This window comes from Burkholderia stagnalis (assembly GCF_039848545.1).
In the GTDB taxonomy this organism is placed as follows: Bacteria; Pseudomonadota; Gammaproteobacteria; order Burkholderiales; family Burkholderiaceae; genus Burkholderia; species Burkholderia stagnalis.
Map to the genome: position 1 here is coordinate 2,096,994 of NZ_CP156685.1, position 23,684 is coordinate 2,120,677.

General features: G+C 68.7%; 18 protein-coding genes. 10 read left to right on the forward strand and 8 right to left on the reverse strand.

All coding sequences use genetic code 11. The features are described from left to right. The first annotated feature begins 87 nt into the window (after nucleotides 1-87). Nucleotides 88-1,269, forward strand: coding sequence for a cystathionine beta-lyase (locus ABFO07_RS09860; RefSeq protein WP_059561998.1), 1,182 nt, complete (start codon nucleotides 88-90; stop codon nucleotides 1,267-1,269). Between the two features lie 69 nt (nucleotides 1,270-1,338). Here ABFO07_RS09860 and serB read toward each other — a convergent pair whose 3' ends face one another. Together serB and ABFO07_RS09870 are read right to left on the reverse strand one after the other, a co-directional pair. Beyond that, nucleotides 1,339-2,184 (reverse strand): phosphoserine phosphatase SerB, encoded by an 846-nt coding sequence (serB, locus tag ABFO07_RS09865; protein WP_059890641.1) that lies wholly within the window; start codon nucleotides 2,182-2,184, stop codon nucleotides 1,339-1,341. A 126-nt stretch (nucleotides 2,185-2,310) separates the two neighbouring features. Continuing rightward, nucleotides 2,311-3,273 (reverse strand): LysR family transcriptional regulator, encoded by a 963-nt coding sequence (locus tag ABFO07_RS09870; protein WP_060150088.1) that lies wholly within the window; start codon nucleotides 3,271-3,273, stop codon nucleotides 2,311-2,313. A 124-nt stretch (nucleotides 3,274-3,397) separates the two neighbouring features. Between ABFO07_RS09870 and ABFO07_RS09875 the strand changes: the two genes are divergently transcribed. The 3 genes from ABFO07_RS09875 (at nucleotide 3,398) to ABFO07_RS09885 (ending at nucleotide 5,764) form a co-directional block, all read left to right on the forward strand. Next, nucleotides 3,398-4,414, forward strand: coding sequence for a zinc-binding alcohol dehydrogenase family protein (locus ABFO07_RS09875; protein ID WP_347467036.1), 1,017 nt, complete (start codon nucleotides 3,398-3,400; stop codon nucleotides 4,412-4,414). Nucleotides 4,415-4,571: 157 nt separating this feature from the next. Beyond that, the gene (locus ABFO07_RS09880) at nucleotides 4,572-5,126 is read left to right on the forward strand and encodes a DUF6013 family protein (protein WP_059561986.1); all 555 of its coding nucleotides are present in this window, start codon (nucleotides 4,572-4,574) and stop codon (nucleotides 5,124-5,126) included. 164 nt (nucleotides 5,127-5,290) lie between these two features. Then, nucleotides 5,291-5,764, forward strand: a complete 474-nt coding sequence (locus ABFO07_RS09885; protein WP_060150089.1) for a PliI family lysozyme inhibitor of I-type lysozyme — start codon at nucleotides 5,291-5,293, stop codon at nucleotides 5,762-5,764. Nucleotides 5,765-5,794: 30 nt separating this feature from the next. Here ABFO07_RS09885 and ABFO07_RS09890 read toward each other — a convergent pair whose 3' ends face one another. Then, nucleotides 5,795-6,598, reverse strand: a complete 804-nt coding sequence (locus ABFO07_RS09890; protein ID WP_347467039.1) for an ABC transporter permease — start codon at nucleotides 6,596-6,598, stop codon at nucleotides 5,795-5,797. Beyond that, nucleotides 6,595-7,296 (reverse strand): ABC transporter ATP-binding protein, encoded by a 702-nt coding sequence (locus ABFO07_RS09895; protein ID WP_347467041.1) that lies wholly within the window; start codon nucleotides 7,294-7,296, stop codon nucleotides 6,595-6,597. The genes ABFO07_RS09890 and ABFO07_RS09895 overlap by 4 nt, the downstream gene beginning before the upstream one ends. A gap of 162 nt (nucleotides 7,297-7,458) precedes the next feature. Between ABFO07_RS09895 and ABFO07_RS09900 the strand changes: the two genes are divergently transcribed. After that, nucleotides 7,459-9,702, forward strand: a complete 2,244-nt coding sequence (locus ABFO07_RS09900; protein ID WP_347467043.1) for an AsmA family protein — start codon at nucleotides 7,459-7,461, stop codon at nucleotides 9,700-9,702. Between the two features lie 134 nt (nucleotides 9,703-9,836). After that, nucleotides 9,837-11,429: an ABC-F family ATPase gene (locus ABFO07_RS09905; RefSeq protein ID WP_060017992.1), complete on the forward strand. Its 1,593-nt coding sequence runs from the start codon at nucleotides 9,837-9,839 to the stop codon at nucleotides 11,427-11,429. A 103-nt stretch (nucleotides 11,430-11,532) separates the two neighbouring features. On the opposite strand, the gene ABFO07_RS09910 is transcribed toward ABFO07_RS09905, so the two are convergent. Next, on the reverse strand, nucleotides 11,533-15,117 hold the full coding sequence (locus ABFO07_RS09910) for an indolepyruvate ferredoxin oxidoreductase family protein (RefSeq protein ID WP_060017991.1): 3,585 nt from the start codon (nucleotides 15,115-15,117) through the stop codon (nucleotides 11,533-11,535). A gap of 99 nt (nucleotides 15,118-15,216) precedes the next feature. Between ABFO07_RS09910 and ABFO07_RS09915 the strand changes: the two genes are divergently transcribed. Beyond that, complete coding sequence (locus ABFO07_RS09915) at nucleotides 15,217-16,122, forward strand: LysR family transcriptional regulator (RefSeq protein ID WP_059994394.1); 906 nt, start codon at nucleotides 15,217-15,219, stop codon at nucleotides 16,120-16,122. Between the two features lie 23 nt (nucleotides 16,123-16,145). Here the strand turns inward: ABFO07_RS09915 and ABFO07_RS09920 are convergent, their stop codons facing one another. Next, entirely contained in the window at nucleotides 16,146-16,511 is a 366-nt protein-coding gene (locus ABFO07_RS09920; protein WP_059881783.1) for a hypothetical protein, read from the reverse strand. A gap of 352 nt (nucleotides 16,512-16,863) precedes the next feature. On the opposite strand from ABFO07_RS09920, the gene ABFO07_RS09925 reads away from it, so the two are divergent. The 3 genes from ABFO07_RS09925 (at nucleotide 16,864) to ABFO07_RS09935 (ending at nucleotide 20,326) form a co-directional block, all read left to right on the forward strand. Further along, entirely contained in the window at nucleotides 16,864-18,300 is a 1,437-nt protein-coding gene (locus ABFO07_RS09925) for an aldehyde dehydrogenase family protein (protein ID WP_059909194.1), read from the forward strand. 125 nt (nucleotides 18,301-18,425) lie between these two features. Then, the gene (locus tag ABFO07_RS09930; RefSeq protein WP_059881787.1) at nucleotides 18,426-19,616 is read left to right on the forward strand and encodes an NAD(P)H-dependent flavin oxidoreductase; all 1,191 of its coding nucleotides are present in this window, start codon (nucleotides 18,426-18,428) and stop codon (nucleotides 19,614-19,616) included. A gap of 65 nt (nucleotides 19,617-19,681) precedes the next feature. Continuing rightward, the gene (locus tag ABFO07_RS09935; RefSeq protein WP_124483256.1) at nucleotides 19,682-20,326 is read left to right on the forward strand and encodes an OmpW/AlkL family protein; all 645 of its coding nucleotides are present in this window, start codon (nucleotides 19,682-19,684) and stop codon (nucleotides 20,324-20,326) included. Nucleotides 20,327-20,382: 56 nt separating this feature from the next. Here the strand turns inward: ABFO07_RS09935 and ABFO07_RS09940 are convergent, their stop codons facing one another. Both ABFO07_RS09940 and ABFO07_RS09945 read right to left on the reverse strand, forming a co-directional pair. Further along, nucleotides 20,383-22,899 (reverse strand): fimbria/pilus outer membrane usher protein, encoded by a 2,517-nt coding sequence (locus ABFO07_RS09940; RefSeq protein ID WP_347467047.1) that lies wholly within the window; start codon nucleotides 22,897-22,899, stop codon nucleotides 20,383-20,385. Beyond that, entirely contained in the window at nucleotides 22,880-23,620 is a 741-nt protein-coding gene (locus ABFO07_RS09945; protein WP_059923804.1) for a fimbria/pilus chaperone family protein, read from the reverse strand. The genes ABFO07_RS09940 and ABFO07_RS09945 overlap by 20 nt, the downstream gene beginning before the upstream one ends. Nucleotides 23,621-23,684 lie beyond the last annotated feature (64 nt).

Below are 23,684 nucleotides of genomic sequence, written 5' to 3' on the forward strand. Positions count from 1 at the left end.
CGCATTGTACCGTGCCAAGCGTGCCGGTTTTGGCTAAGCTAGGCGCTTCATCCTGCAACCGTTCAGCTGTTTTTCCTGCCTTTTGTCATGACTGCATCCACTCACAAGCGCGGCCTGCAAACCCGCATCGTTCAACCCGACGACGTCATTCCGGAAGGCTTCCGCTCGTTCGTGCCGCCGGTTTCGCGCGCCTCGACGGTCGTGTTTCCCGATCTCGCGACGATGCGCAGTATCGACTGGCGTCAGGACGGTCAGTGGCGCTACGGGCTGCATGCGACGCCGACGTCGCTCGCGCTTGCGCAGCGGCTTGCCGAGATCGAGGGCGGCGCGCACGCGCTGCTGCAGCCGTCGGGCCTCGCGTCGATCATGAACGTCTACTTCGGCTTCGTGAAGGCGGGCGACGACGTGCTGATCCCGCACAACGTCTACGGCCCGAACGCCGATTTCGGCAACTGGCTCGCGAAGGATTTCGGCATCACCGCGCGCTTCTACGATCCGCTCGTCGGCGCCGGCATCGCCGACCTGATCCAGCCGAACACGCGCCTGATCTGGATCGAGGCGCCCGGCTCGGTGACGATGGAAGTGCCCGACGTGCAGGCGATCACGGCGGTCGCAAAGCAGCGCGGCGTCGTGACCGCGATCGACAACACCTATTCGGCCGGGCTCGCGTTCAAGCCGTTCGAGCACGGCGTCGACATCTCGGTGCAGGCGCTCACCAAGTATCAGTCTGGCGGCAGCGACCTGCTGATGGGCGCGACGATCACGGCCGATCCGGCGCTGCATGCGCACCTGAAGCTCGCGCGGATGCGCTGCGGGATCGGCGTGTCGGTCGACGACTGCTCGCTGGTGCTGCGCAGCCTGCCGAGCATGCAGGCGCGTTTCGACGTGCACAGCAGGAGCGCGCTCGCGCTCGCGCACTGGCTGAAGGCGCGGCCGGAAATCGCGGCCGTGCTGCATCCGCAACTGCCCGATTGCCCGGGCCACGCGTCGTTCGTGCGCGATTTCACGGGGGCGGGCGGCCTGTTCTCGGTGATCTTCGACGAACGCTACAGCGCGGAGCAGGTCGACCGCTTCGTCGAGGCGCTGGAATTGTTTGCAATCGGCTGGAGCTGGGGCGGCGCGTGCAGTCTCGCAATGCCGTACGACGTTGCGTCGATGCGCCCGGAATGGCCGCATCGCGGCACGCTGGTGCGGTTCTACGTCGGCCTCGAGGATGAAGCCGACCTGCGCGCGGACATCGAGCGCGCGCTGCACGCAACGCTCGGCTGAGCGGCGCCCGGGCAAGCAATACGCGTGCGAAACGCCTGCGCGACCTTGGGGCGCGCAGGCGTTGTCGTTTCAGAACAGGCGCAGCAGGCCGTCGAGGCCGACGTGATCGAACGCGACCGTCGCGGCTTCGCGCACCACCGGCTTCGCGTGGAACGCCACCGACAGGCCGGCCTCCGCCATCATCTTCAGGTCGTTCGAGCCGTCGCCCATCGCGATCGCGCGGCTCGGCGCGATGCCGAGCGCCGCGCACGTATCGCGCAGCAGGCGCGCCTTCACGTCGGCGTTGACGATCTCGCCGAGCACTTTCCCGGTCAGCTTGCCGTCGACGATCTCGAGCGTGTTCGCGTGCGCGAAATCGAGGCCGAGGCGCGCCTTCAGGCGCTCGGTGAAGAACGTGAAGCCGCCCGACACGAGCAGCGTCTTGAGGCCGGCCGCCTTCGCGCCGGCGAGCATCGATTCCGCGCCCGGCGACAGCCGCAGCCGTTCCTCGTACACGCGTTCGAGCGCCTGCGCGTCGAGGCCGGCGAGCAGCGCGACGCGGCGCGTCAGACTTTCGTTGAAATCGCGAATCTCGCCGCGCATCGACGCCTCGGTGATCGCCGCGACTTCGGCCTTCAGCCCGCAGAAATCGGCGATCTCGTCGATGCACTCGATCGTGATCAGCGTCGAATCCATGTCCATCACGACGAGCCCGAAATCGCCGAGCGTGCGGCCCGCGTCGACGAACGCGAAGTCGAGCGCATGCGTGCCGCAGTACGCGTCGATGTCGGGCCGCTGCGCCGGGTTGGCATCCTCGATGCGCAGCGCGTGCGCATCGATCGGCACGACGCGGGCGCCGCGCGCGAGTCCGAGCAGCGGTTTGTAATGCGCGTCCGACAGCGGCGCGAGGCTCTGGATGACGAGATTCTGGGTCATGGCGGATTGGTTGGAATGCAAACGGAATGCGTGGGCGGCCGGCAGCGGCGCGAACGCGACATTGTAGCCGGTTGGTATCCGGCGGAGACCGGATCGGCATCCGCCGGGCGACGGCCGGCCCGCGTGCTATGCCGCGCCGCGCCGCTCCCCGCGCTGGTCCCAATACGGCGGGTCGCCGAAATGCTCGGCGAGGAACGCGATGAACGCGAGCGTCTTCAGCGGCACGTGCGCGCGGCTCGGATAGACGGCCCAGATCGCGACTTCGTCGGCGAGCGGGTAATCGTCGAGCACGCTGACGAGCGCGCCGCTCGCCAGATGGGGCGCGACATCCCAGGTCGACTTGATCGCGATCCCGAAGCCGTCCGCGAGCGCCTCGCGGATCGCCTCGCCGTTGCTCGCGACGAGGCGGCCGCCGACGCGCACGGTCAGCGGCCCCTGCGGCGTCACGAACGACCAGTCGCGCTGGTCGCCGAGGATCACGCATTCGTGCTGAGAGAGGTCTGCGGGATGGCGCGGCGCGCCATGTTCGGCGAGATAGGCGGGCGAGCAGCACACGACGCGGCGGTTCGCGGCGAGCTTGCGCGCGACCAGCGTCGAATCCTTCAGCGCGCCGAGGCGGATCGCGACGTCGAAGCCCTCGTCGACCAGATCGACGATTTCGTCCGACAGCCGCAGGTCGAGCGACACCGACGGATAGCGGCGCAGGAAGGCCGGAATCACCGGCGCGACGTGCTGCCGGCCGAACGACGACGACATCGACACCTTGAGCCGTCCGTACGGCTCGGTGCGGCCATGGCCGACCGACGCGCGCGCGGCGTCGGCGGCCGTCAGCAGCGCCTCGGCGCGCGCCATGAAGATCTCGCCGTCCTGCGTGAGGCTGATGCGGCGCGTGGTGCGGTGCAGCAGGCGCGCGCCGAGCTGGCGCTCGAGCTGCGCGATGCGGGCGCTCGCGACCGCCGCGGACACGCCGAATTCGCGGCCGGCGGCCGTCACGTTGGCCAGCAGCGCGGCGCGCACGAACAGGCCGACGTCGAGCAGGTCGAGCGGTTTGTCGGGGCCGGGAACCGGAGCGAAGGGGACGGAAGGCATTCTTCGGAAAATCAGGAAAATGTTTCAGGAAATATAGCGGTTTTCTCGAAAGATCGGGCGGCCTACGATGCGGTGTCCCAGGGCTGCCGCCGCGGCCCGCCCGAACCCTGCAAGGAGCCGAACGATGAAAGCCATTGGATTGACCCGTTACCTGCCGATCGACGATCCGCACGCATTGCTCGACGTCGAACTGCCGCAGCCCGTGCCGGGCCCGCGCGACCTGCTGGTCAAGGTCGAGGCGATTTCCGTGAACCCGGTCGATACCAAGGTGCGCGCGCCGAAGCCGCAGGTCGAGGACGCGCCGCGCGTGCTCGGCTGGGACGCGGCCGGCACGGTCGTCGCGGTGGGCGCCGACGTCACGCTGTTCCGGCCCGGCGACGAGGTGTTCTACGCGGGCAGCATCACGCGGCCGGGCGCGAACAGCGAGTATCACGCGGTCGACGAGCGCATCGTCGCGCTGAAGCCGCGCACGCTTGATTTCGCGGCCGCCGCCGCGCTGCCGCTCACCGCGCTGACCGCGTGGGAAGCGCTGTTCGACCGGCTGCGCGTGTCGCCGCAGGGCGCGGATGCCGGCAAGTCGGTGCTGATCGTTGGCGGCGCGGGCGGCGTCGGCTCGATCGCGATCCAGCTCGCGAAGACGCTCGGCAAGCTGCACGTGATCGCGACCGCATCGCGGCCGGCATCGGCGCAGTGGGTGCGCACGCTCGGCGCCGACCAGGTGGTCGACCACTTCGGCGATCTGCCGGCGCAGCTGCGCGACGCGGGCCATGCGCAGGTCGACTACGTGCTGATCTTCAACGACACCGACCGCCATTTCCCGGCGGCGGCGGAAGTGATCCGGCCGCAGGGCGGCATCTGCACGATCGTCGAGAACGAGAAGCCCGTGCCCGTCGAGCTGCTGAAGGCGAAGAGCGCCGCGTTTCACTGGGAGTTCATGTTCACGCGCGCGATGTTCGAGACGCCGGACATGATCGAGCAGCACAAGCTGCTGACCGAAGTCGCGCGGCTCGTCGACGGCGGCGTGCTGCGCACGACGCTCGGCGAGCACCTCGGCGCGATCAACGCGGCCAACGTGCGGCACGCGCACCGGCTGCTCGAAGCGGGGCGGGCGATCGGCAAGCTGGTGCTGGGCGGCTTCTGAACGCGCACGGCATGCGCCGCGCGTCGAGCGCAAGCGGGGTAACACCCGATGCGATCGCGGCGCATGGCGGCCCGCTTGGCGGTAGACTGGCAACGCGTCATGCATCGAAAAAACTGCGCGGGGCGCGCGAGCGCCGCCGCATGACAAGGAGGTCAGCATGAGCCAACGCAGCTTGTCGGTCGCCGCATCGTGGTCGGCCGTGTTCGTCGCGGCAGCGTGCGTCAGCGCGAGCGTGCACGCGGCGCCGCCGGTCAAGGGCAGCCTGAAGGGCGGCGGCACGGGGCAGCTCGAATACACCGTCAAGGTCGATTCGAAAACCTTCGGCAGTGCACAGGAGACGCGCAAGATCCGCTCCGGCGAGACGGACGACTTCAACTGGAAGTCGGTGCCGCCCGACGGTGCGGTGGCGATGCCGGACGGCTGTCCGAACGCCGACAACCTGCCGCGCGACGCGAACGGCGCGATGGTCCGGCAGACGCAGGTCCGGCTCGCGCCGTCGATCGACGCGAAGGGGATGGCGAACGTGCAGATGAGCTTCCAGGCGGCCGCGCCGAAAGGCACGCGCAGCGTGACGGCAGGCGGCAAGCCGCTGCAATGCCCGAACGTCGTGTCGGTGAGCCAGGTGAAGTGGCTGACGATCTCGTCCAACGGCGGCTCGAAAACCGTCACGATGAGCGACGGCACGAAGGTGTCGGTGTCGATCAAGCGCTAGCGGCGCTTGCCTCGCCCTCATGATGCCGGCCGTCGGCGTGCGCCGGCGGCGGCGTCGCAGCCGCTGCTCGTCCACATCCGGCGGCGTGCAGCCGCTTGCGTGACGTCATGCCGACGTCACGCTATCCTTTCCGGCACCTTTCCCAAGTCCCCAACGGAATCCTGATGAAAAACCGCATGCGCGCGTTGTTGTCCGCCGCAGCGCTCGTTGCCGCGCACGCGCAGGCGGCCGACGATTGCAGCTTCGTGAAGAAGGTCGACCTGCCCTCGCGGCAGCAGACGGCCGTCGTGTCGAGCGGCGCGCTCGAACCGTGCTCGACCGGCAGTTATGCGGTGCGCGTGTATTCGACCGCGCACGCGGCACCCGGCTTCGATACGGACGACTACGTGACGGGCGTGCTGCATGCGCGCGACGGCACCGTTGCCGACGCGTTCACGGCCGATCTCGGCGCGCGGGTGCCGCAGGCGCTCGTCGTGACGACGCGCTCGGCCGGCAGCGGCGGCTATGTCGGCGCGCAGGCGTATGTGACGACGGCACGCGCGGTGCGGCTCGTCGCGTCGGTCGACGGGCTTGCGCCCGACGCGAACGTGACGGCTGCGCTGCGGCAGGCGATCGGCAAGCGCCGCGCCGCGCGTTGACCGCGGCGCGCCGGGCGGCCGCGCCGGGCGTCAATGCGCGCGCTCTTCGAGCCGCGCGGCCAGGAAGCGGTGATCGGCGGAGAACAGCCTGCGATAGGTGAGCAGCACGGCGCCGACCGTGCCGAGCGCCGACGCCGCGGCGATCAGGAACATGATCACGATCTGGTAGCGCACCGCCTGCAGCGGCGACTGGCCGGCCAGCACCTGGCCGGTCATCATGCCCGGCAGGCTGACGACGCCGACCACGGTCATCTGGTTGAGCGTCGGCAGCATGCCGGCGCGCACGGCCTGGCGCGCCGCGTCCTGCGCCGCTTCCCAGCGCGTCGCGCCGAGCGCGAGCGCGGTCTCGACGCGGTCGCGCCGCGCGGTGAGTTCCTCGGTCATCCGCTCGACGCCGAGCGACACGCCGGTCAGCGTGTTGCCGAGGATCATGCCGAGGATCGGGATCGCATACTGCGGCGCATACCACGGATGGATGCGGATCACGACGAACAGGCCGATCGCCGCGACGAACCAGCTGCTGAACCAGATCGACACGATGCTGTCGGCGCGCTGCCCGCGATAGGTGCGCTTGCCGCGTCCGGCGCCCGCGAAGCCGGCGATCAGCGTCATCAGCGCGGTGAGCGGCAGCACGACGTACCAGTGCGCGTGGCCGAACACCCAGCCGAGCACGTAGCCGATCGCGAGCAACTGCACGACGGTGCGCACCGCCGCGAGCGCGAGCGTGCGGCCGAGCCCGAGCGACAGCGCGGCCGAGATCGCGCCGTTGACCGCGACGAGCGCCGCCGCGATGCCGACGTCGACGAGGCTGAGATCCTGCAGCACACCGTTCATCGTGTGATCTCCACGGCGGGCGCGGTGCTCAGCACGCCGGCCTGCATCGTCATCCGCGAGGTGCCGATCCGCGCCGCCTGCGCCGGATCGTGCGAGATCCACATCGATGCGCGCGCATCGGGCGCCGCGTCGAACCATGCGCCGACGAGCGCTTCGATCGCGCGCGTCGAATCGGGGTCGAGCGCGGAGGTCGGTTCGTCGAGCAGCAGCACGTCGGGATCGAGCTGCAACACGCGCAGCAGCGCCGCGATCTGCGCTTCGCCGCCCGACAGCTCGCTCGCGCGCTTGTCGAGGAAGTCGGCGCCACGGCCCGCGCGCGCGGCCAGTTGCTCGGCGCGCGCGCGATCGAACCGCAAGTCGCGGTAGACCGCGAGCGAGTACGGATAGCGCAGTTGCGATTCGACCGTGCCGTCCGTCTGCGCGGGACGCTGGCGCAGATACGCGACGCTGCGCCGGTAGCGCGGAATCGCGCTGCGGCGGATCGGCTTGCCGCGCCACAGCACGCGGCCGCCGTCGAGCGGGTCGAGCAGCGCGAGCGCGCGCAGCAGCACGCTTTTTCCCGACCCCGAAGGCCCGGTGATCGCAACGCGCGCACCCGCGGGCAGGCTGAAATCGGTGGGGGCGAGCAGAACCTTGCCGCTTCTGGCGTCCCGCCGGGTCACACCCCGCGCGTCGATGAGGCCGGTGGTAGCTGTCATGTCACAAATGAAAAAAAGCGTTAATGGCGCCGAAGCGGCGCGCAAGCGTGCGTCATAATACCCAGCGAAAAGCTCGCGCGGGTGTCGTGCGCCGTTCGTCCACGCAACACGCAAGCGGCCCGGCATGGCGCGACATGCATCGAGAACAACAACGGAACCGCCATGACGCTTACTCGAGCCATCGGCAAATCGGCTGCATGGATCGTCGGCTTCGTCGCGGTCGTGATCGCGGCGGCCGGTATCTTTCTCTTCACGTTCGACTGGAACCATGTGAAACCGTGGGTCAACGAACAGGTGAGCGCGGCGCTCGGCCGCCCGTTCGCGATCAACGGCGACCTCAAGGTCGGCTGGCGCCGCCCCGACGGCGAAACCGGCTGGCGCGCATGGGTGCCGTGGCCGAGCCTCTCCGCCACGCAAATCGAAATCGGCAACCCCGACTGGGCGAAGGCGCCGAAGTTCGTCACGCTCGACGCCGCGCACTTCGATCTCGCGATCCTGCCGCTGCTCGCGCATGAAATCGTCATTCCGTCGATCGACGTCGTCAATCCCGCGGTGGATCTCGAACGGCTCGCCGACGGCCGCAATACGTGGACGTTCCAGTTCAGGCAGTCGAACCAGCCGTCGCCGTGGAAGGTGCGGCTCGACAGCTTCGGCTTCGCGAAGGGCACGGTCACGTATCGCGACGCCATCACGAAGGCCGACCTGACGATCGCGATCGATACGCTCGGCCAGCCGATTCCGCTCGGCGACGTGATGAAGCAGCAGGAGGAAACGTCGCGGGCGGCGTCGGCGCAGCGCGTCGGCAAGCACGGCGCCGCGCAGCTCAGCGCGAAGGCGAATGCGGAGGCGGCGTCGGGCGCGTCCGCTTCGTCTGCATCGCAGGCCGCTTCCGCCGCGACGGCGTCGCCGTCCGGCGCGAGCGCCGCCGTGGCCGCCGCGGCAACATCCGCCGCGAAGCCGGCCGGCCCCGCGTACGCATTCGGCGTGAAGGTCGACGGCCGCTACAAGAACGTGCCGATCACCGGCACCGGCAAGCTCGGCGGCGTGCTTGCGCTCGCGGACGCCGCGCGGCCGTTCCCGCTGCAGGCCGACGTGAAGGCGGGCGATACGCGGCTCGCGATCGTCGGCACGCTGACCGACCCGCGCGCGCTCGCCGCGCTCGACCTGCGGCTGTGGCTGCAGGGCACGACGATGTCGCACCTGTACGCGCTGACCGGCATCACGCTGCCCGACACGCCGCCGTATGCGACCGAAGGGCGGCTGATCGGCAACTTCAAGCCGCACGCGAGCACGTTCCGCTACGAGAATTTCAACGGCCGGGTTGGCGGCAGCGACCTGAGCGGCACGCTCGCGTATGCGCAGCGCGCGCCGCGTCCGCTGCTGTCGGGCGAACTGGTGTCGAACCTGCTGCGCTTCGCCGATCTCGCGCCGGTGATCGGCGCGGATACCGCCGCGAGCAAGGCGCAGCGCGGCGACACGACGCGCCAGCCGCCGGGCCGCGTGCTGCCGGTCGAGACCTTCCGCACCGACCGCTGGCGCGCGCTCGACGCGGACGTCAAGTTCACCGGCCGCAAGCTGGTCAAGAGCGCGGACCTGCCGATCACCGACCTGTACACGCACATCGTGCTGCAGGACGGCGTGCTGTCGCTCGAGCCGCTGAAGTTCGGCGTCGCGGGCGGCTCGCTCGCGACCACCGCGCGCCTCGACGGCAGCGCCGCGCCGCTCAAGGGCCGCTTCACGGTCGCCGCGCGGCACCTGAAGCTCAGGCAGTTGTTCGCGACGCAGCAGGTGATGCAGTCCGCGCTCGGCGAGATCAACGGCGACGCGTCGCTGTCGGCGACCGGCAACTCGCCGGCCGCGCTCGCCGCGACCGCGAACGGCGAAGTGAAGGCGCTCGTGACGGACGGGCGGATCAGCCGCCTGCTGATGGAAGCGGCGGGCCTGAATGTCGCGAACGTCGTCTACGAGAAGATGTTCGGCAACCGCGACGTGAAGATCAACTGCGCGGCGGTCGACTTCCAGGCGACCAACGGCGTGCTCGACACGAAGGTGTTCGCGCTCGACACCGACGACGCGCTGATCAACGTCGACGGGCCGATCAGCCTGCGCGACGAATCGATGAACCTGAAGGTCCACCCGCACACCAAGGGCTTCCGGGTGTTCTCGCTGCGCTCGCCGCTGTACGTGAAGGGTACCTTCAAGAATCCGGACGTCGGCGTCGATGCGGGCGCGCTCGCGCTGCGCGCCGGCGCGATGGTCGGCCTCGGCCTGATCAATCCGCTGGCCGCGCTGATCCCGCTGATCGCGCCGAGCAACAACAAGGACGTGCCGTGCGCGGCGCTGTTCGCGCAGCTGAAGGCGCCGGCGAAGGGCTCGGCCAAGGTATCGGCGAACGCCGGCAAGTGAGGCGCGAGGCGCGCGCGTGACGGCGCGATGTGCCCCCGTTTACAGGGCGGCCGAATGCCGCGTGCCCCAGCGATTCACCGACACCTGTTAAAATAGCCGGTTTTCCGTCGATCTATCTCCTAACGGGATCTGCCGTGCTTTCTACTGCCAACATCACGATGCAATTCGGGCCGAAGCCCCTGTTCGAGAACATCTCGGTCAAATTCGGCGAGGGCAACCGCTATGGTCTGATTGGCGCGAACGGCTGCGGCAAGTCGACGTTCATGAAGATCCTGGGCGGTGACCTCGAGCCGAGCGGCGGCAACGTCGCGCTCGAGCCGAACATCCGCCTCGGCAAGCTGCGCCAGGACCAGTTCGCGTACGAAGACGTGCGCGTGCTCGACGTCGTCATGATGGGCCACACCGAGATGTGGGCCGCGATGACCGAGCGCGACGCGATCTACGCGAACCCCGAAGCGACCGATGACGACTACATGCACGCCGCCGAGCTCGAGGCGAAGTTCGCCGAGTACGGCGGCTACGACGCCGAGGCGCGCGCGGGCGCGCTGCTGCTCGGCATCGGCATCGACGAGAAATTCCACACCGGCCCCATGAGCGACGTCGCGCCGGGCTGGAAGCTGCGCGTGCTGCTCGCGCAGGCGCTGTTCTCGAAGCCGGACGTGCTGCTGCTCGACGAGCCGACCAACAACCTCGACATCAACTCGATCCGTTGGCTCGAAGAAACGCTGAACGGCTACAACTCGACGATGATCATCATCTCGCACGATCGTCACTTCCTGAACTCCGTGTGCACGCACATGGCCGACATGGACTACGGCACGCTGAAGGTCTGGCCGGGCAACTACGACGACTACATGCTCGCGTCCGCGCAGGCGCGCGAGCGCCAGGCCGCCGCGAACGCGCGCGCGAAGGAGCGCGTGGCCGAGCTGCAGGACTTCGTGCGCCGCTTCTCGGCGAACAAGTCGAAGGCCCGCCAGGCGACCAGCCGCGCAAAGCAGATCGACAAGATCAAGATCGAGGAATTCAAGCCGTCGTCGCGGCAGAACCCGTTCATCCGCTTCGAGTTCGAGAAGAAGCTGCACAACATCGCCGTGGTCGCCGACACGATCACGAAGAAGTACGAGCGCACGATCTTCCAGAACTTCAACCTGTCGGTGCAGCCGGGCGAGCGCATCGCGATCATCGGCGAGAACGGCGCGGGCAAGACGACGCTGCTGCGTGCGCTGCTGGGCAACCTGACGCTCGATCACGGCACGGTGAAGTGGTCGGAGAACGCGAACGTCGGCTACATGCCGCAGGACACCTACGAGGAGTTCCCGAACGACATCGCGCTGATGGACTGGATCGACCAGTACCGCAAGGACGGCGACGACGAGACGATGGTGCGTGGCACGCTCGGCCGCCTGCTGTTCTCGGCTGACGACATCAAGAAGTCGGTGAAGGTGCTGTCGGGCGGCGAGAAGGGCCGCATGATCTGGGGCAAGCTGATGCTTGGCCGCCACAACGTGCTGCTGATGGACGAGCCGACCAACCACATGGACATGGAGTCGATCGAGTCGCTGCAGATCGCGCTCGAGAAGTTCGAAGGCACGCTGATCTTTGTTTCGCACGACCGTGAATTCGTCAGCGGGCTGGCCAACCGGATCATCGAAGTGACCACGCATGGCACGCTGACCGACTTCGGCGGGAATTACGAGGACTTCCTCGCGAGCCAGGGGCAGGTGTAAGGTCTGCGGGCCGCCGTTCCGGGCCCGCGTATCGAAAAAAGCCCATCCGGGGTGTCCCCGGATGGGCTTTTTGTCGTATTGGGCCGCGAGGGCGGCCGCAGAATCACGCCGTGACCGCTTGTTCCACCGGCTTCCGATACGCGTCGAGCAGGCGCGCCCGCTTGCTCGCGACCACCGCGGCATTCCTTTCCTTCACGTGGCCGAACCCGCGAATCTCGTCAGGCAGGCTTGCCAATTGAACGGCCGCAGGCAGGCGCTCTGTATCGAGCGTCGCGCAGAACTCGTCAACCAGCGCGACATAATCGGCGATCATCTGCCGCTCGCCGCGCCGTTCCGCCGTCTTGCCGAACAGGTCCAGCGACGTGCCGCGCAGCCCCTTCAGGCGGGCGAGCATCCGGAACGCCGGCAGCACCCACGGGCCGAAGCGTGCCTTGCGCAGATGGCCGTGTTCGTCGCGCTTCGCGAACATCGGCGGCGCGAGATGGAAGCTCAGCGTGTAGTCGCGCCCCGGTTCGCCTTCGAACTGCTGCCGCAGCTTGTCGAGATAGGCCGGATCCGCATACAGGCGGGCGACTTCGTATTCGTCCTTGTACGCCATCAGCTTCGCGAGGTTCGCGGCGACCGCGCGCGTCAGCGGCAGCGCCGGATCTCCGGCGAGCTGCGCCTCCTTCGCGCGGATCCGGTCAACGGTGCGTCGATAGGCCTGCGCGTAGCCCGCGTTCTGATAGGCGGTCAGCAGCGCCTCCCGCGTGGCGATCAGCGTGTCGAGCGATTCGGCAACCGGCGCGGCTGCTGCCTGCGGTGCGGCAGCGGGCCGGGCGAATGCCTGAACCGACGCGGCGCCGTGATGCGCGACGTGGCGGCCCCAATGGAACGCGAGCCGGTTCTTGTCGACGGATACGCCATTGAGCTCGATCGCGCGCAGCAGCGCCGGCAGCCCGAGCGGCAGCCAGCCATTCTGCCACGCGAAGCCGAGCAGCAGCGGGTTGCTGTAGATCGTGTCGCCGAGCAGCGCGAGCGCCAGCGCATTGGCGTCGATGAATGCGCAGCCGTCGCCGATGCTGTCGAGCAGCGCGGCTTCTGTCTGCACGCCCGGGAACGTCCATTTCGGATTCTTGACGAACTCCGCGGTGGGCGTCTCGCCGCTGTTGATCGCGGCCACCGTCACGCCGTGCTGCGTGCGCGACAGCACGTCGGCGGACGCCGACACGATCGCGTCGCAGCCGATCACGAGCCGCGCTTCGCCGGTCGCGATGCGGGTCGCATGCAGCGCGTCGGGCGCGGCGGCGATCTGCACGTGGCTCAGCACGGCGCCGCCTTTCTGCGCGAGGCCCGCCATGTCGAGCACGGTCACGCCCTTGCGCTCGAGGTGCGCGGCCATCCCGATCAGGCCGCCGATCGTCACGACGCCCGTGCCGCCGACGCCCGTGACGAGCACGCCATACGGCTTCGCGATAGCGGGCAGCGCCGGCATTGGCAGCCCGTCGACATCCGGCCCGCTCGAGCCGGCGGCGCGCGCAGCTTGCGGCTTGCGAAGCTGCGCGCCTTCGGCGATCACGAAACTCGGGCAGAAGCCGTTCACGCACGAGAAGTCCTTGTTGCAGGACGACTGGTTGATCTTGCGCTTGGTGCCGAGCGGCGTCGGCAGCGGCTCCACGGACAGGCAGTTCGACTGCACCGAGCAATCGCCGCAGCCTTCGCACACCGCGTCGTTGATGAACGCGCGCCGCGCCGGGTCGGGATAGGTGCCGCGCTTGCGGCGGCGGCGCTTCTCGGTCGCGCAGGTCTGGTCGTAGATCAGGATGGTGGTGCCCGGCGTGTCGCGCAGCTTGCGCTGGATCGCATCCAGCTCGTCGCGATGATGAACCTCGACGCCTGCCGGCAGCACGACGCCCGCCGCGTATTTCTGCGGCTCGTCGGTCACGATGACGATCTGCTTCGCGCCTTCCGCGTGGACCTGGTGGGCGATCTGCGGGACGGTCAGCACGCCGTCGACGGGCTGGCCGCCCGTCATCGCGACGGCGTCGTTATAGAGGATCTTGTACGTGATGGTCGCGTTCGCGGCGATCGCCGCGCGGATCGCGAGCAGCCCGGAGTGAAAGTAGGTGCCGTCACCGAGGTTGACGAAGATGTGCCGGTCGCCGGAGAAGCGCATCTGGCCGATCCATGCGACGCCTTCGCCGCCCATCTGGCTGAAAGTTTCGGTATTGCGGTCCATCCACATCGACATGTAGTGGCAGCCGATGCCCGCCAGCGCGCGCGAGCCTTCCGGCACGCGGGTGGACGTGTTGTGCGGGCAGCCCGAGCAGAACCACGGCTTGCGCTCGACCGACACGCGCGGCTTCGCCGCTTCCCGTTCCTTCGCCTCGATCACGGCGACCCGCGCGAGCATGCGCGCCCGCACGTCCGCGGGCAGGTCGGCGCGCATCAGGCGCCGCGCGATCGCTTTCGCGATCAGCGCGGGCGACAGCTCGTAATGCGCGGGCAGCAGCCAGTTGCCGCGCGGCACCGACCATTCGCCGCCTTCGCCGCCTTCGTTCTCGCGCTCGTCGAACTTGCCGTAGATCTTCGGGCGCACGTCCTCGCGCCAGTTGTACAGCTCTTCCTTCAGCGCATATTCGAGAATCTGCCGCTTTTCCTCGACGACCAGGATCTCCTCGAGGCCGGTCGCGAACGCGCGCGCATCCTGCGCGTCCAGCGGCCATACGCAGCCCACTTTGAGCACGCGCACGCCGATTTGCGCGCAGACCTCGTCGTCGAGGCCCAGGTCGCTGAGCGCCTGGCGCACGTCGAGGTAGGCCTTGCCCGCCGTCATGATGCCGAAGCGCGGCGTCGGCGAATCGACGACGACGCGGTTCAGCTTGTTGGCGCGCACGTAGGCGAGCGCCGCATACCATTTCTCGTCGAGCAGCCGCGCTTCCTGCGCGAGCGGCGAGTCGGGCCAGCGGATGTTGAGGCCGCCCGGCGGCAGCGCATGGTCGGCGGGCGTGACGATCTGCACCCGGTCCGGATCGAGGTCGACCGACGCGGTCGATTCGATCACGTCGGTCACGCACTTCATCGCGACCCACAGGCCCGAGTAGCGGCTCATCGCCCAGCCGTGCAGCCCGTAGTCGAGGTATTCCTGCACGTTCGCCGGATACAGCACGGGCATGCCGGCCGCGATGAACGCATGCTCGGACTGGTGCGCGACCGACGACGATTTGGCCGCGTGGTCGTCGCCGGCGAGGACGAGCACGCCGCCGCGCGCGTCGCTGCCCGCGGAGTTCGCGTGCTTGAACACGTCGCCGGTGCGGTCGACGCCCGGCCCCTTGCCGTACCACATGCCGAACACGCCGTCGCGCGTGGCGCCCGGCCACAGGTTGATCTGCTGCGTGCCCCAGACGGCCGTCGCGGCCAGATCCTCGTTGACGCCGGGCTGGAACACGATGTCGTTCGATTCCAGGTGCTGCTTCGCCTTCCATAGCGACTGGTCGAGCGCGCCCAGCGGGGAGCCGCGGTAGCCGGAAATGAACCCGGCGGTGTTGAGCCCGGCGTTGCGGTCGCGCGCCTTCTGCAGCATCGGCAGCCGCACGAGGGCCTGCGTGCCGCTGATGTAGACACGGCCTTTTTCCAGCGTGTACTTGTCGTCGAGGGTGACGGCGGCGTCGTGCGGCTCGGCAGCGACGCTCGGGGCGGGGGCGTTCATGGCGATCTGTCTCCGGTGTACTGTCTTTTTCGGCGAGTATAGGAAGCCGATTTGCTATCGTAAAATCACAAATAGCAAACTCTGGTATGCGAAAAACAGATGGCATTCGATCTCACGCTCCGGCAGTTGCGGTACTTCGTGGCCGCTGCTCAAACCGGGCAATTCTCGATGGCGGCCGCCAACGAGCACGTATCGCAGTCGGCGATCACGAACGCGGTGCTTGCGCTGGAAAACGGGCTCGGCATGCGGTTGTTCGAGCGATTGCCGCAAGGCGTCGCGCTGACGCCGGACGGCCAGGATTTCTACAACCACGCGCGGCGCGTGCTGGATGCCGCGCGCGATGCCGTGCACAAGCCGCCGTTCCGCTCGCACGACCTGCGCGGCACGGTGCGGATCGCGGCGTCGTACACGGTGCTGGGCTATTTCCTGCCGGAGCTGCTCGCGCGCTTTCGGACGACCTATCCGTACATCGAGTTCGACCTGCGCGACATGGAACGGGCGGACATCGAGGCAGCGGTGCTCGACGGCGAGATCGACATGGGGGTCGTGCTGCTGTCGAACGTGGCGCGGCCGGCCCGGTTCGACAGCCAGGTGCTGATCCGGTCGCGGCGGCAGTTGTGGGTCGCGCCGTCGCATCCGCTCGCGCAGCTGCGCGCGCCGTCGCTCGCGGATATCGCCGGCTATCCGTACATCCTGATCACCGTCGACGAGGGCGAGCAGTCGACGCTACGGTACTGGCGCGAGGTGGGCGTCGCGCCGAACATCGCGTTTCGCACGTCGTCGATGGAGGCGCTGCGCGGGCTCGTCGCGCACGGCTTCGGCGTGACGATCCTGTCGGACATGGTGTTTCGCCCGTGGTCGCTCGAAGGCAAGCGCATCGAGGCGCGGCCGGTGCACGACGCGATCCCGCAAATGGACGCGGGCATGATCTGGCGGAAGAAGGGCACGCTAGCCGGGCCGGCGCTGGCGCTGCAGCAGTTCCTGATCCACGCGTGCGGCACCTGACGCGCGGCGGCCCGTGGCGTCAGTCAATCGGCGAGCCGCTGGTCCGCGAGCGCCTTGCAGCAGTCTTCGTACACCCATTGCACGAGCCGCGCCTGATAGTTCAGGTCGTCGGTGTCGACGATCTCCTCGACCGCGTCGCGCGCCCAGGCCGCGTCGACGAAGCCGGCATGGCGCTTCGCGATGTCTTGCGCGAGCGCGGACAGCTTCGCGATCGACAGCCAGTCGGCCGCGCGGTGGTGGCGATCGAGCCAGCGATGCGCGGCCTGCACCTGGAACGCGGCGTCCGGCCAGGTCTCGTTCAGGTAGTACGCGCCGAGATTGCCGCAGGTGAGCCAGCAGAGCAGCTCCAGGCGGTCGTGGGAGCCGAGGGTGGGGCAGGCGTCGGTCATGGCAGCGCTCGCGAAATGCATCGATTCCGGATGGCGGCCGGGCGCAAGGGCCCGGTGCCGATAATAAAAACATAGCACGATGCAGGCCCGGTCGCGCACCCGGGCCGATGCTGGGGTGAAAGGAGCGGCAGGCCGCACTGGGGGCTTTCGGCGTGTCGTGCGCGTCGTGGCGCTCAAGACGTTCCCTTTTGTATGATCAATGCGGCGCCCGAGGCTGGTTTGCTTTCGAATGGCTGTCAATCGCCGCGCCGGCGAAGCTTGCGCGGCGCGTCACTTCGCGTGCGGCCCGGCGCCATGCCGGGCGGGCACGCACTCGCTAGAATGTTCGCTTCCATGGAGACGGAACACGACGATGAAAACCTACGACAAGTTCTATATCGACGGCGCTTGGCGCGAGCCGACGGGCGACGGCACGATCGACGTGATCGACTCGGGCACCGAGGCCGTGATCGGCCGGATTCCGGAGGGCCAGCCGGCCGATGCGCAAGCGGCCGTGCGCGCCGCGCGCGCCGCGTTCGACGGCTGGGCGGCCACCCCGCCCGCGACGCGCGCCGCCTACCTGCGCAAGATTGCCGAGCGCCTGCAGGCACGCGGCGAGGAACTCGCTCAATCGATCACGGGCGAGGTCGGCATGCCGATCAAGCTGTCGCGCGCGATTCAGGTGGGCGGCCCGATCTACAACTGGAACGCGTACGCGAAGCTCGCCGCGTCGTTCGAATTCGAGGCGCGGGTCGACAACTCGCTCGTCGTGCGCGAACCGGTCGGCGTCGTCGCGGCGATCACGCCGTGGAACTACCCGCTCAACCAGGTCACGCTGAAAGTCGCGCCGGCGCTTGCGGCCGGTTGCACGGTAGTCCTCAAGCCGTCGGAGATCGCGCCGCTCAACGCGTTCATGCTCGCCGAGGCGATTCATGAAGCGGGGCTGCCGGCCGGCGTGTTCAACCTCGTGTGCGGCTACGGGCCGGTGGTCGGCGAAGTGCTCGCGACCGATCCCGACATCGACATGGTGTCGTTCACCGGCTCGACCCGCGCCGGCAAGCGCGTGGCCGAGCTGGCCGCCGCGAGCGTCAAGCGCGTCGCGCTCGAGCTGGGCGGCAAGTCGGCGTCGGTGATCCTCGACGATGCCGATTTCACGGCGGCGGTGAAGGGCACGGTCAACGCGTGCTACCTGAACGCCGGCCAGACCTGTTCCGCGCACACCCGGATGCTCGTGCCGGAAGCCCGCTACGACGAAGCGCGCGCGCTCGCGAAGACCGCGGCCGAAGCGTACGTCGCGGGCGACCCGCGGCAGGATGCGACGCGTCTCGGCGCGCTCGCGTCGGCGGCGCAGCAGCAGCGCGTGCAGTCGTACATCCAGCGCGGCATCGACGAAGGCGCGGAGCTCGTGACGGGCGGCGTCGGCCTGCCGGACGGCATCGACAAGGGCTTCTTCGTGAAGCCGACCGTGTTCGGGCGCGTCGATCCGAAATCGACGATCGCGCAGGAGGAGATCTTCGGGCCGGTGCTGTCGATCATCACCTATCGCGACGAGGACGAAGCGGTGCGCATCGCGAACGACTCGCCGTACGGCCTCGGCGGCGCGGTGTGGGCCGGCAGCGACGAGCACGCGATGCGCGTCGCGCGGCGCATTCGCACCGGGCAGGTCGACATCAACGGCGGCACGTGGAACATGGCCGCGCCGTTCGGCGGCTTCAAGCAGTCGGGCCACGGCCGCGAGAACGGTGTGTACGGGCTCGAGGAATACCTCGAATACAAGTCAATGCAGCTCAAGCCGCAGAAGACGGCCTGAGCGGCGGCAACGCGCGCTACACGAAACGGCACGCCTTGCGCGTGCCGTTTTTATTGATGCCGCGCAAGGCGCGCGCCGGCCAATCGTCGATCATCGCAGCTTCCGATGGTTCGACGAGGTCCCCGATGTCTGCCCGCACTTCCTTCCCGCCGCTCGTGATTCGCGGCCGTTCATTGCTGCCGGTCGTGCAGGGCGGCATGGGCGTCGGGGTCTCCGCACACCGGCTGGCCGGCAGCGTCGCGCGCGAAGGCGCGCTCGGCACGATCGCGAGCATCGACCTGCGCCATCACCATGCGGACCTGCTCGAACGCTGCCGTGCGCAGCCGGTGCGCGCCACGCTCGAGGCCGCGAATCTCGACGCGCTCGCGCGCGAGATTCGTCTTGCGAAGACCTACAGCGACGGGCGCGGAATGATCGCCGTCAACGTGATGAAGGCGGTCAGCGCGCACGCGGACTACGTGCGTGTCGCATGCGAGCACGGCGCGGACGCGATCGTGATGGGCGCGGGCCTGCCGCTCGACCTGCCGGACCTGACGCACGGCCATGACATCGCGCTGATCCCGATCCTGTCGGACAGCCGCGGCATCGCGCTCGTGCTGAAGAAGTGGATGAAGAAGGGGCGGCTGCCGGACGCGATCGTGATCGAGCATCCCGCGCATGCGGGCGGCCATCTCGGCGTCACGCAGCTCGACGACATGCACGACCCACGCTTCGACTTCGCGCGCGTGCTCGACGAGAGTGCGCAGGTGATCGCGTCGCTCGGCCTCGCGCGCGAGCGAATACCGCTGATCGTCGCGGGCGGCATCAACAGTCACGCGGCGGTGCGCGACGCGCTCGCCGCCGGCGCGAACGCCGTGCAGGTCGGCACGCCGTTCGCGGTCACCGAGGAGGGCGACGCGCATCCGAACTTCAAGCGCGTGCTCGCCGATGCGGGCCCCGACGACATCGTCGAGTTCGTCAGCGTGACGGGCCTGCCGGCGCGCGCGGTGAAGACGCCGTGGCTCGATCGTTACCTGCGCAACGAGACGCGCATCCGCAACAAGCTCGGCGCGCTGAAGCAGCGCTGTCCGACCGCGCTCGAATGCCTGAGCGTATGCGGCTTGCGCGACGGCATCGAGAAGTTCGGCCACTTCTGCATCGATACGCGCCTTGCCGCGGCGTTACGCGGCGACGTCGCGAACGGCCTGTTCTTCCGCGGCCGCGAGGCGCTGCCGTTCGGCCGCGCGATCCGCAGCGTGCGGGATTTGCTCGACCTGCTGCTCACGGGCCGTGCGACCGACGCTGCGACAAACCGCCCCACGTTTACGCTGGCTTGACGAATATCAAGATGAGGGAAAGACCCTGCCGACAGAATGGAGGCCGTTCCTAGGGGGTTCGTAAGATGATGCACAAGACGATTCGAAACTGTATGACTGCCGCGGCATGTGCCGCGAGCCTCGCCGCGATGCCGACACTGTCGCACGCCGCTTCGCAGGGCGATGGCATTTACCAGGGCGACTTTCTGGCCCGGCTGCGCGCGATCAGCATCCAGCCGAACGAGCGCGGCAGCGACACGCTGGGCGCGATCAACGTCGGCGTGAAGAACGCGATCGTGCCCGAGCTCGATTTCACGTACATGATTCGCGACTATCTCGGCGTCGAGCTGATCCTCGGCACGTCGCGGCACCAGGCGACGTCGAGCCTCGGCGACCTCGGCGGCGTGAACGTGCTGCCGCCGACGCTGCTGCTGCAGTACCACTTCAACCATGCCGGCAAGGTGCGTCCGTACGTGGGCGCGGGCCTGAACTACACGTACTTCTACAACAACGGGCTCAACGTCGGCGGGCAGGGCGTGTCGATCGAGAAGAGCAGCTTCGGGCCCGCGCTGCAGTTCGGCGTCGACGTGCAGGTGACGAAGAAGGTGTTCGTCAACGTCGACGTGAAGAAGATCTGGATGAGTACCGATGCGACGCTCGGCGACAAGTCGATCGGCACGCTGCACATCGATCCGCTGATCGTCGGCGTGGGCGTCGGGATGAAATTCTGAACGCGTAAAAGAACAGAGTTGGGGTTGGCGGCACGGCGGTATGCGTGCCGCTTTTTTTATGTGCTGCCCGTGGCGGGATCGAGCGATGACGCGCAGCGCGCGTCGGCCCGTTCGTAGTAGCGCGTCGCGACGGGCGGCGCGTCCGGCAGCGCGAACGTCAGGCGGCAGCGCTCCCCGTTCGGTAATGCGATTCGCAGCGGCTTGGTCAGTTGGGCGCCCGTGAGCAGCAGCTTGCCTTCGCCTCCGCTGACGGTCACGAACCGGTCGCCGTCGTCGATGACGGTCGACAGCGTCGGCAGTAACGCGCCGTTCGCTTGCGTCACGGTCAGCAGCACGCGTCGCGTTTGCTCGACGGCAAATTCGACGCGGCTGACCGAGCCGCGTCCGGCTTCGACGGTCTGCAGCCCATTCTTCAGGTCGAGGTTGCGCGGCAGGCTTTTCGTGTTGACCCGAATGAACGTCTGCGCGTATGCGGGCAGCGATGCGATGACGGCTCGGCCGCGCCGATCGGTCCAGACCGGGCCGGACGGCGTCGCGAGTTCGATGCCGGCGCGATCGCCGACGCTGGCGAGCGCAAACGTGTCGCGAATCTCGTACGGCGACAGCATGCCGACGCCATCGAGCAGGGCGACCGCGCCACGCAGATTGACACCGATTGTCGAACGGCCGGCGCCGTAGAGGCTGGCGTTCACGGTCGCACGCGTATGGCCTGGCGTGGCGCTGACAGTCGCGCGTAGCGACGGCGAACGGTTCGCGGTGTCGTAGTCGGCCGCGACGCTGTAGCTGCCGGTGCGGCCGAACGTGTCGGAATAGCGGGCGCCGGAGCGCAGCGAGTCGCCCGTGACGTTCGCGTATGCGCCGACGCTGCGCTGGCCGACCGGCACGGCCACGCTGACGTAGACCTGGGTGCCGCCCGCGCCGCGGGTGCCGAGCGTACGGCTTACGTTCAGCGAAATCGATCCGCGCCCGAACGGACGGGTCCACATGCCGGCGATGCGTTGCATGTCGGGGCCGTCGAATACCCCGACACACGTGTAGTCGAGCGACAGCATGCCGAGCGCGCGATCGTGCCAGCCGAGCGCGGCGGCGAATTGCGTGTGCGAGGGCGGCGTGAATGCGTCCGTCGAGAGGACGGCATCGGTCAACTCCCGGTATCCGGACGTGCGCCGTGCATACGACGCGCTGGCGCTCAGCGCCGTGTCGCGGTTGCTCGCCACGGTGACACGGGCCTGGGTGCCGCGTCGACCGGCGGTACGGCTGATGTCGATGCCGACGGCCGCATCGACGCCGGCAAGCGGGACGAATTCGACGCTCGCAGCGCCCGACTGCAACGGCGACGACACCAGGATGCCGGCGTTCAGCCGGGCGCGTTGCCGGATCTGCCAGCCGTGGGTGGCGGTCGCGAGCCACGGGGCCTGCGCGTATCCGTCGTTCTGCAGGCGGCCGACCGCGATCGCCAGCCCTTGCGCGGCGGCGAGCCCGGCGCCGGACAGGGACGATCCCGGCACGACGAAATGCTGCGCGTCGCCCGTTGCCTCGACGATCGTCACGTCAATATCCGCCGTGCCGCTGACGAGCGGCAGATCGCCCAGCGCAAAAGGGCCGGGCGGCAACTGCGACGTGTGAATCAGCACGCCGAGCTGGCGCACCTCGACGCGCGCCTGCGTACGCGCGATCCCGGTCACCCGTGCGGCCGTCCCGGGCGCGACGGCAAGCGCTTCGTCGGGAAACGCCTGCAGGCCGAACATCCGGCCGGTCGCGAACAGCGTCGAGCGCGGGACGATCTGTCCCGCCTGCAACGTCGTGCCGAGCGACGCGAACGTGCGCTGCGCGTAGGCCGCCTGATGGTTGACGTCGACGTGCCCGTCCACGGCCGTGACGATCTGGCTGCTGCGGACGATCCAGTCCGACGCGTTGAACCCGGCTTCGGTCGTGGCCTGCCAGTATTGCGATGTGCCGGCGGGGTTGCGCGTCGTCGTCGCGAGCAGGTCGTAGTTGACGAGCCCCGCGAAGCCGCCGCGCTCGAACGCGCCGGGCGTGCGCCGGGTCGCAGCGAGCGCGTCGGCCGGCACGACGAGGTCGATGGCGCCGTCGGCCGGGCGCAGCGTGACGATCGTCTGCGGATAGACGCGCCGGTAGTCGTGGCATGGGGCCGCGTCGGGACGCGCGGCCGGCGCGACCGCAGCGCGGAACGCATCGGGGACGACGAGGCCGGCCGCATGCAGCAGGGCGGGCGTGGCACACAGGTTTCCGTTGTCGTCGAACCGCGCATCGGCGCGACCGGCGCGCCTGCCGTTGACCGTCAGCCTGACGGGCGCGGTGCCGGGTGCGAAGCGTGGCGCGTGCTCGAAGTAGCGGGCGGCCGTGGCGTCGATGCCTTGCTCACGCAGCGCGCCCGTGTCGAATTCGAGCGCGTCGGGCGGGGCGCCGCCGGCGCCGGAGGTGGCGGCGCATGGTGTGCTGCCTGCGGCGATGGACAGCCCGAACGCGAGCAGTACGTCCCGGTTACGGGCGGCACCCGCCGTTGCAGGTCCGGAAACGGCCGCACGGCGCTTACCGGCGCGTGACCGCACCGGCCGTACCGAGGTCGAGCGGCGCGTCGTAGTGATCGACCGAGTAGCCATAGACCGTGGCGGGAAACAGGCGGACGCGCTCGGGCATGGCGGCAGCGCCGCTGGGCAACGCGATCCGGCGCGCCTGTCCGGCCAGCACGTAAGGCGCCGGCAGCGACACGATCTGCTGCGTCGGCAGCAACTGCACTTTCTGTTCGAGGCGCACCACGTAGCGGCTGTCGTTGCGCACGACCAGTTCGCCGCCGTCGATCGACCACTTCAGCAGCGCCCACGGCGCATCGTTGCGCTCGAGGTCGCGCGGCTGGACCAGGACGGGCAGGTTCTGGCGAAGGATCGTCCGGATCTCGTTCCGGCCCTGGCGCTTCGGTGGAATGCCGGAGAACGTCACGCGGGCGAGGCGCTGCGTTGCGAGCGGTTCGTTTCCGGCGAGTACGAACCGGACGAGTTGCGCAGCGCCGCCTTCGACCCGCGCGACCGGGGGCGTCGCGATGACGAGCTCGGCCGGGTCTTCGGGAATGGGCTCGATCGTCGTATGAAGGAGCGTCGGCTGGTCGTCGGTGTTTCTGACCGAGATCGTTCCTTCGCCATCGGCCTCGTCGACGATCACCACGGACGTATCGGGCACGACGCCCATTGCATGTACGGCGTTCGCGCCGATCAGGCCACCGAGGAGAGGGACGAACAACGACAACCGCAGGGAATGGATCGCAGGGAATTTCATGGAATCGGCTACCTGTTGGCGCAAGCGTGCGTTGTGCCGCCGCTTCGCCGAAGCGGCGGCACAG

Bases quoted from the DNA above. Each gene is read 5' to 3' on its own strand.
- ABFO07_RS09860 (WP_059561998.1), top strand. From the start codon at position 88: ATGACTGCATCCACTCACAAGCGCGGCCTGCAAACCCGCATCGTTCAA.
- serB (WP_059890641.1), bottom strand. From the start codon at position 2,184: ATGACCCAGAATCTCGTCATCCAGAGCCTCGCGCCGCTGTCGGACGCG.
- ABFO07_RS09870 (WP_060150088.1), bottom strand. From the start codon at position 3,273: ATGCCTTCCGTCCCCTTCGCTCCGGTTCCCGGCCCCGACAAACCGCTC.
- ABFO07_RS09875 (WP_347467036.1), top strand. From the start codon at position 3,398: ATGAAAGCCATTGGATTGACCCGTTACCTGCCGATCGACGATCCGCAC.
- ABFO07_RS09880 (WP_059561986.1), top strand. From the start codon at position 4,572: ATGAGCCAACGCAGCTTGTCGGTCGCCGCATCGTGGTCGGCCGTGTTC.
- ABFO07_RS09885 (WP_060150089.1), top strand. From the start codon at position 5,291: ATGAAAAACCGCATGCGCGCGTTGTTGTCCGCCGCAGCGCTCGTTGCC.
- ABFO07_RS09890 (WP_347467039.1), bottom strand. From the start codon at position 6,598: ATGAACGGTGTGCTGCAGGATCTCAGCCTCGTCGACGTCGGCATCGCG.
- ABFO07_RS09895 (WP_347467041.1), bottom strand. From the start codon at position 7,296: ATGACAGCTACCACCGGCCTCATCGACGCGCGGGGTGTGACCCGGCGG.
- ABFO07_RS09900 (WP_347467043.1), top strand. From the start codon at position 7,459: ATGACGCTTACTCGAGCCATCGGCAAATCGGCTGCATGGATCGTCGGC.
- ABFO07_RS09910 (WP_060017991.1), bottom strand. From the start codon at position 15,117: ATGAACGCCCCCGCCCCGAGCGTCGCTGCCGAGCCGCACGACGCCGCC.
- ABFO07_RS09915 (WP_059994394.1), top strand. From the start codon at position 15,217: ATGGCATTCGATCTCACGCTCCGGCAGTTGCGGTACTTCGTGGCCGCT.
- ABFO07_RS09920 (WP_059881783.1), bottom strand. From the start codon at position 16,511: ATGACCGACGCCTGCCCCACCCTCGGCTCCCACGACCGCCTGGAGCTG.
- ABFO07_RS09925 (WP_059909194.1), top strand. From the start codon at position 16,864: ATGAAAACCTACGACAAGTTCTATATCGACGGCGCTTGGCGCGAGCCG.
- ABFO07_RS09930 (WP_059881787.1), top strand. From the start codon at position 18,426: ATGTCTGCCCGCACTTCCTTCCCGCCGCTCGTGATTCGCGGCCGTTCA.
- ABFO07_RS09935 (WP_124483256.1), top strand. From the start codon at position 19,682: ATGATGCACAAGACGATTCGAAACTGTATGACTGCCGCGGCATGTGCC.
- ABFO07_RS09945 (WP_059923804.1), bottom strand. From the start codon at position 23,620: ATGAAATTCCCTGCGATCCATTCCCTGCGGTTGTCGTTGTTCGTCCCT.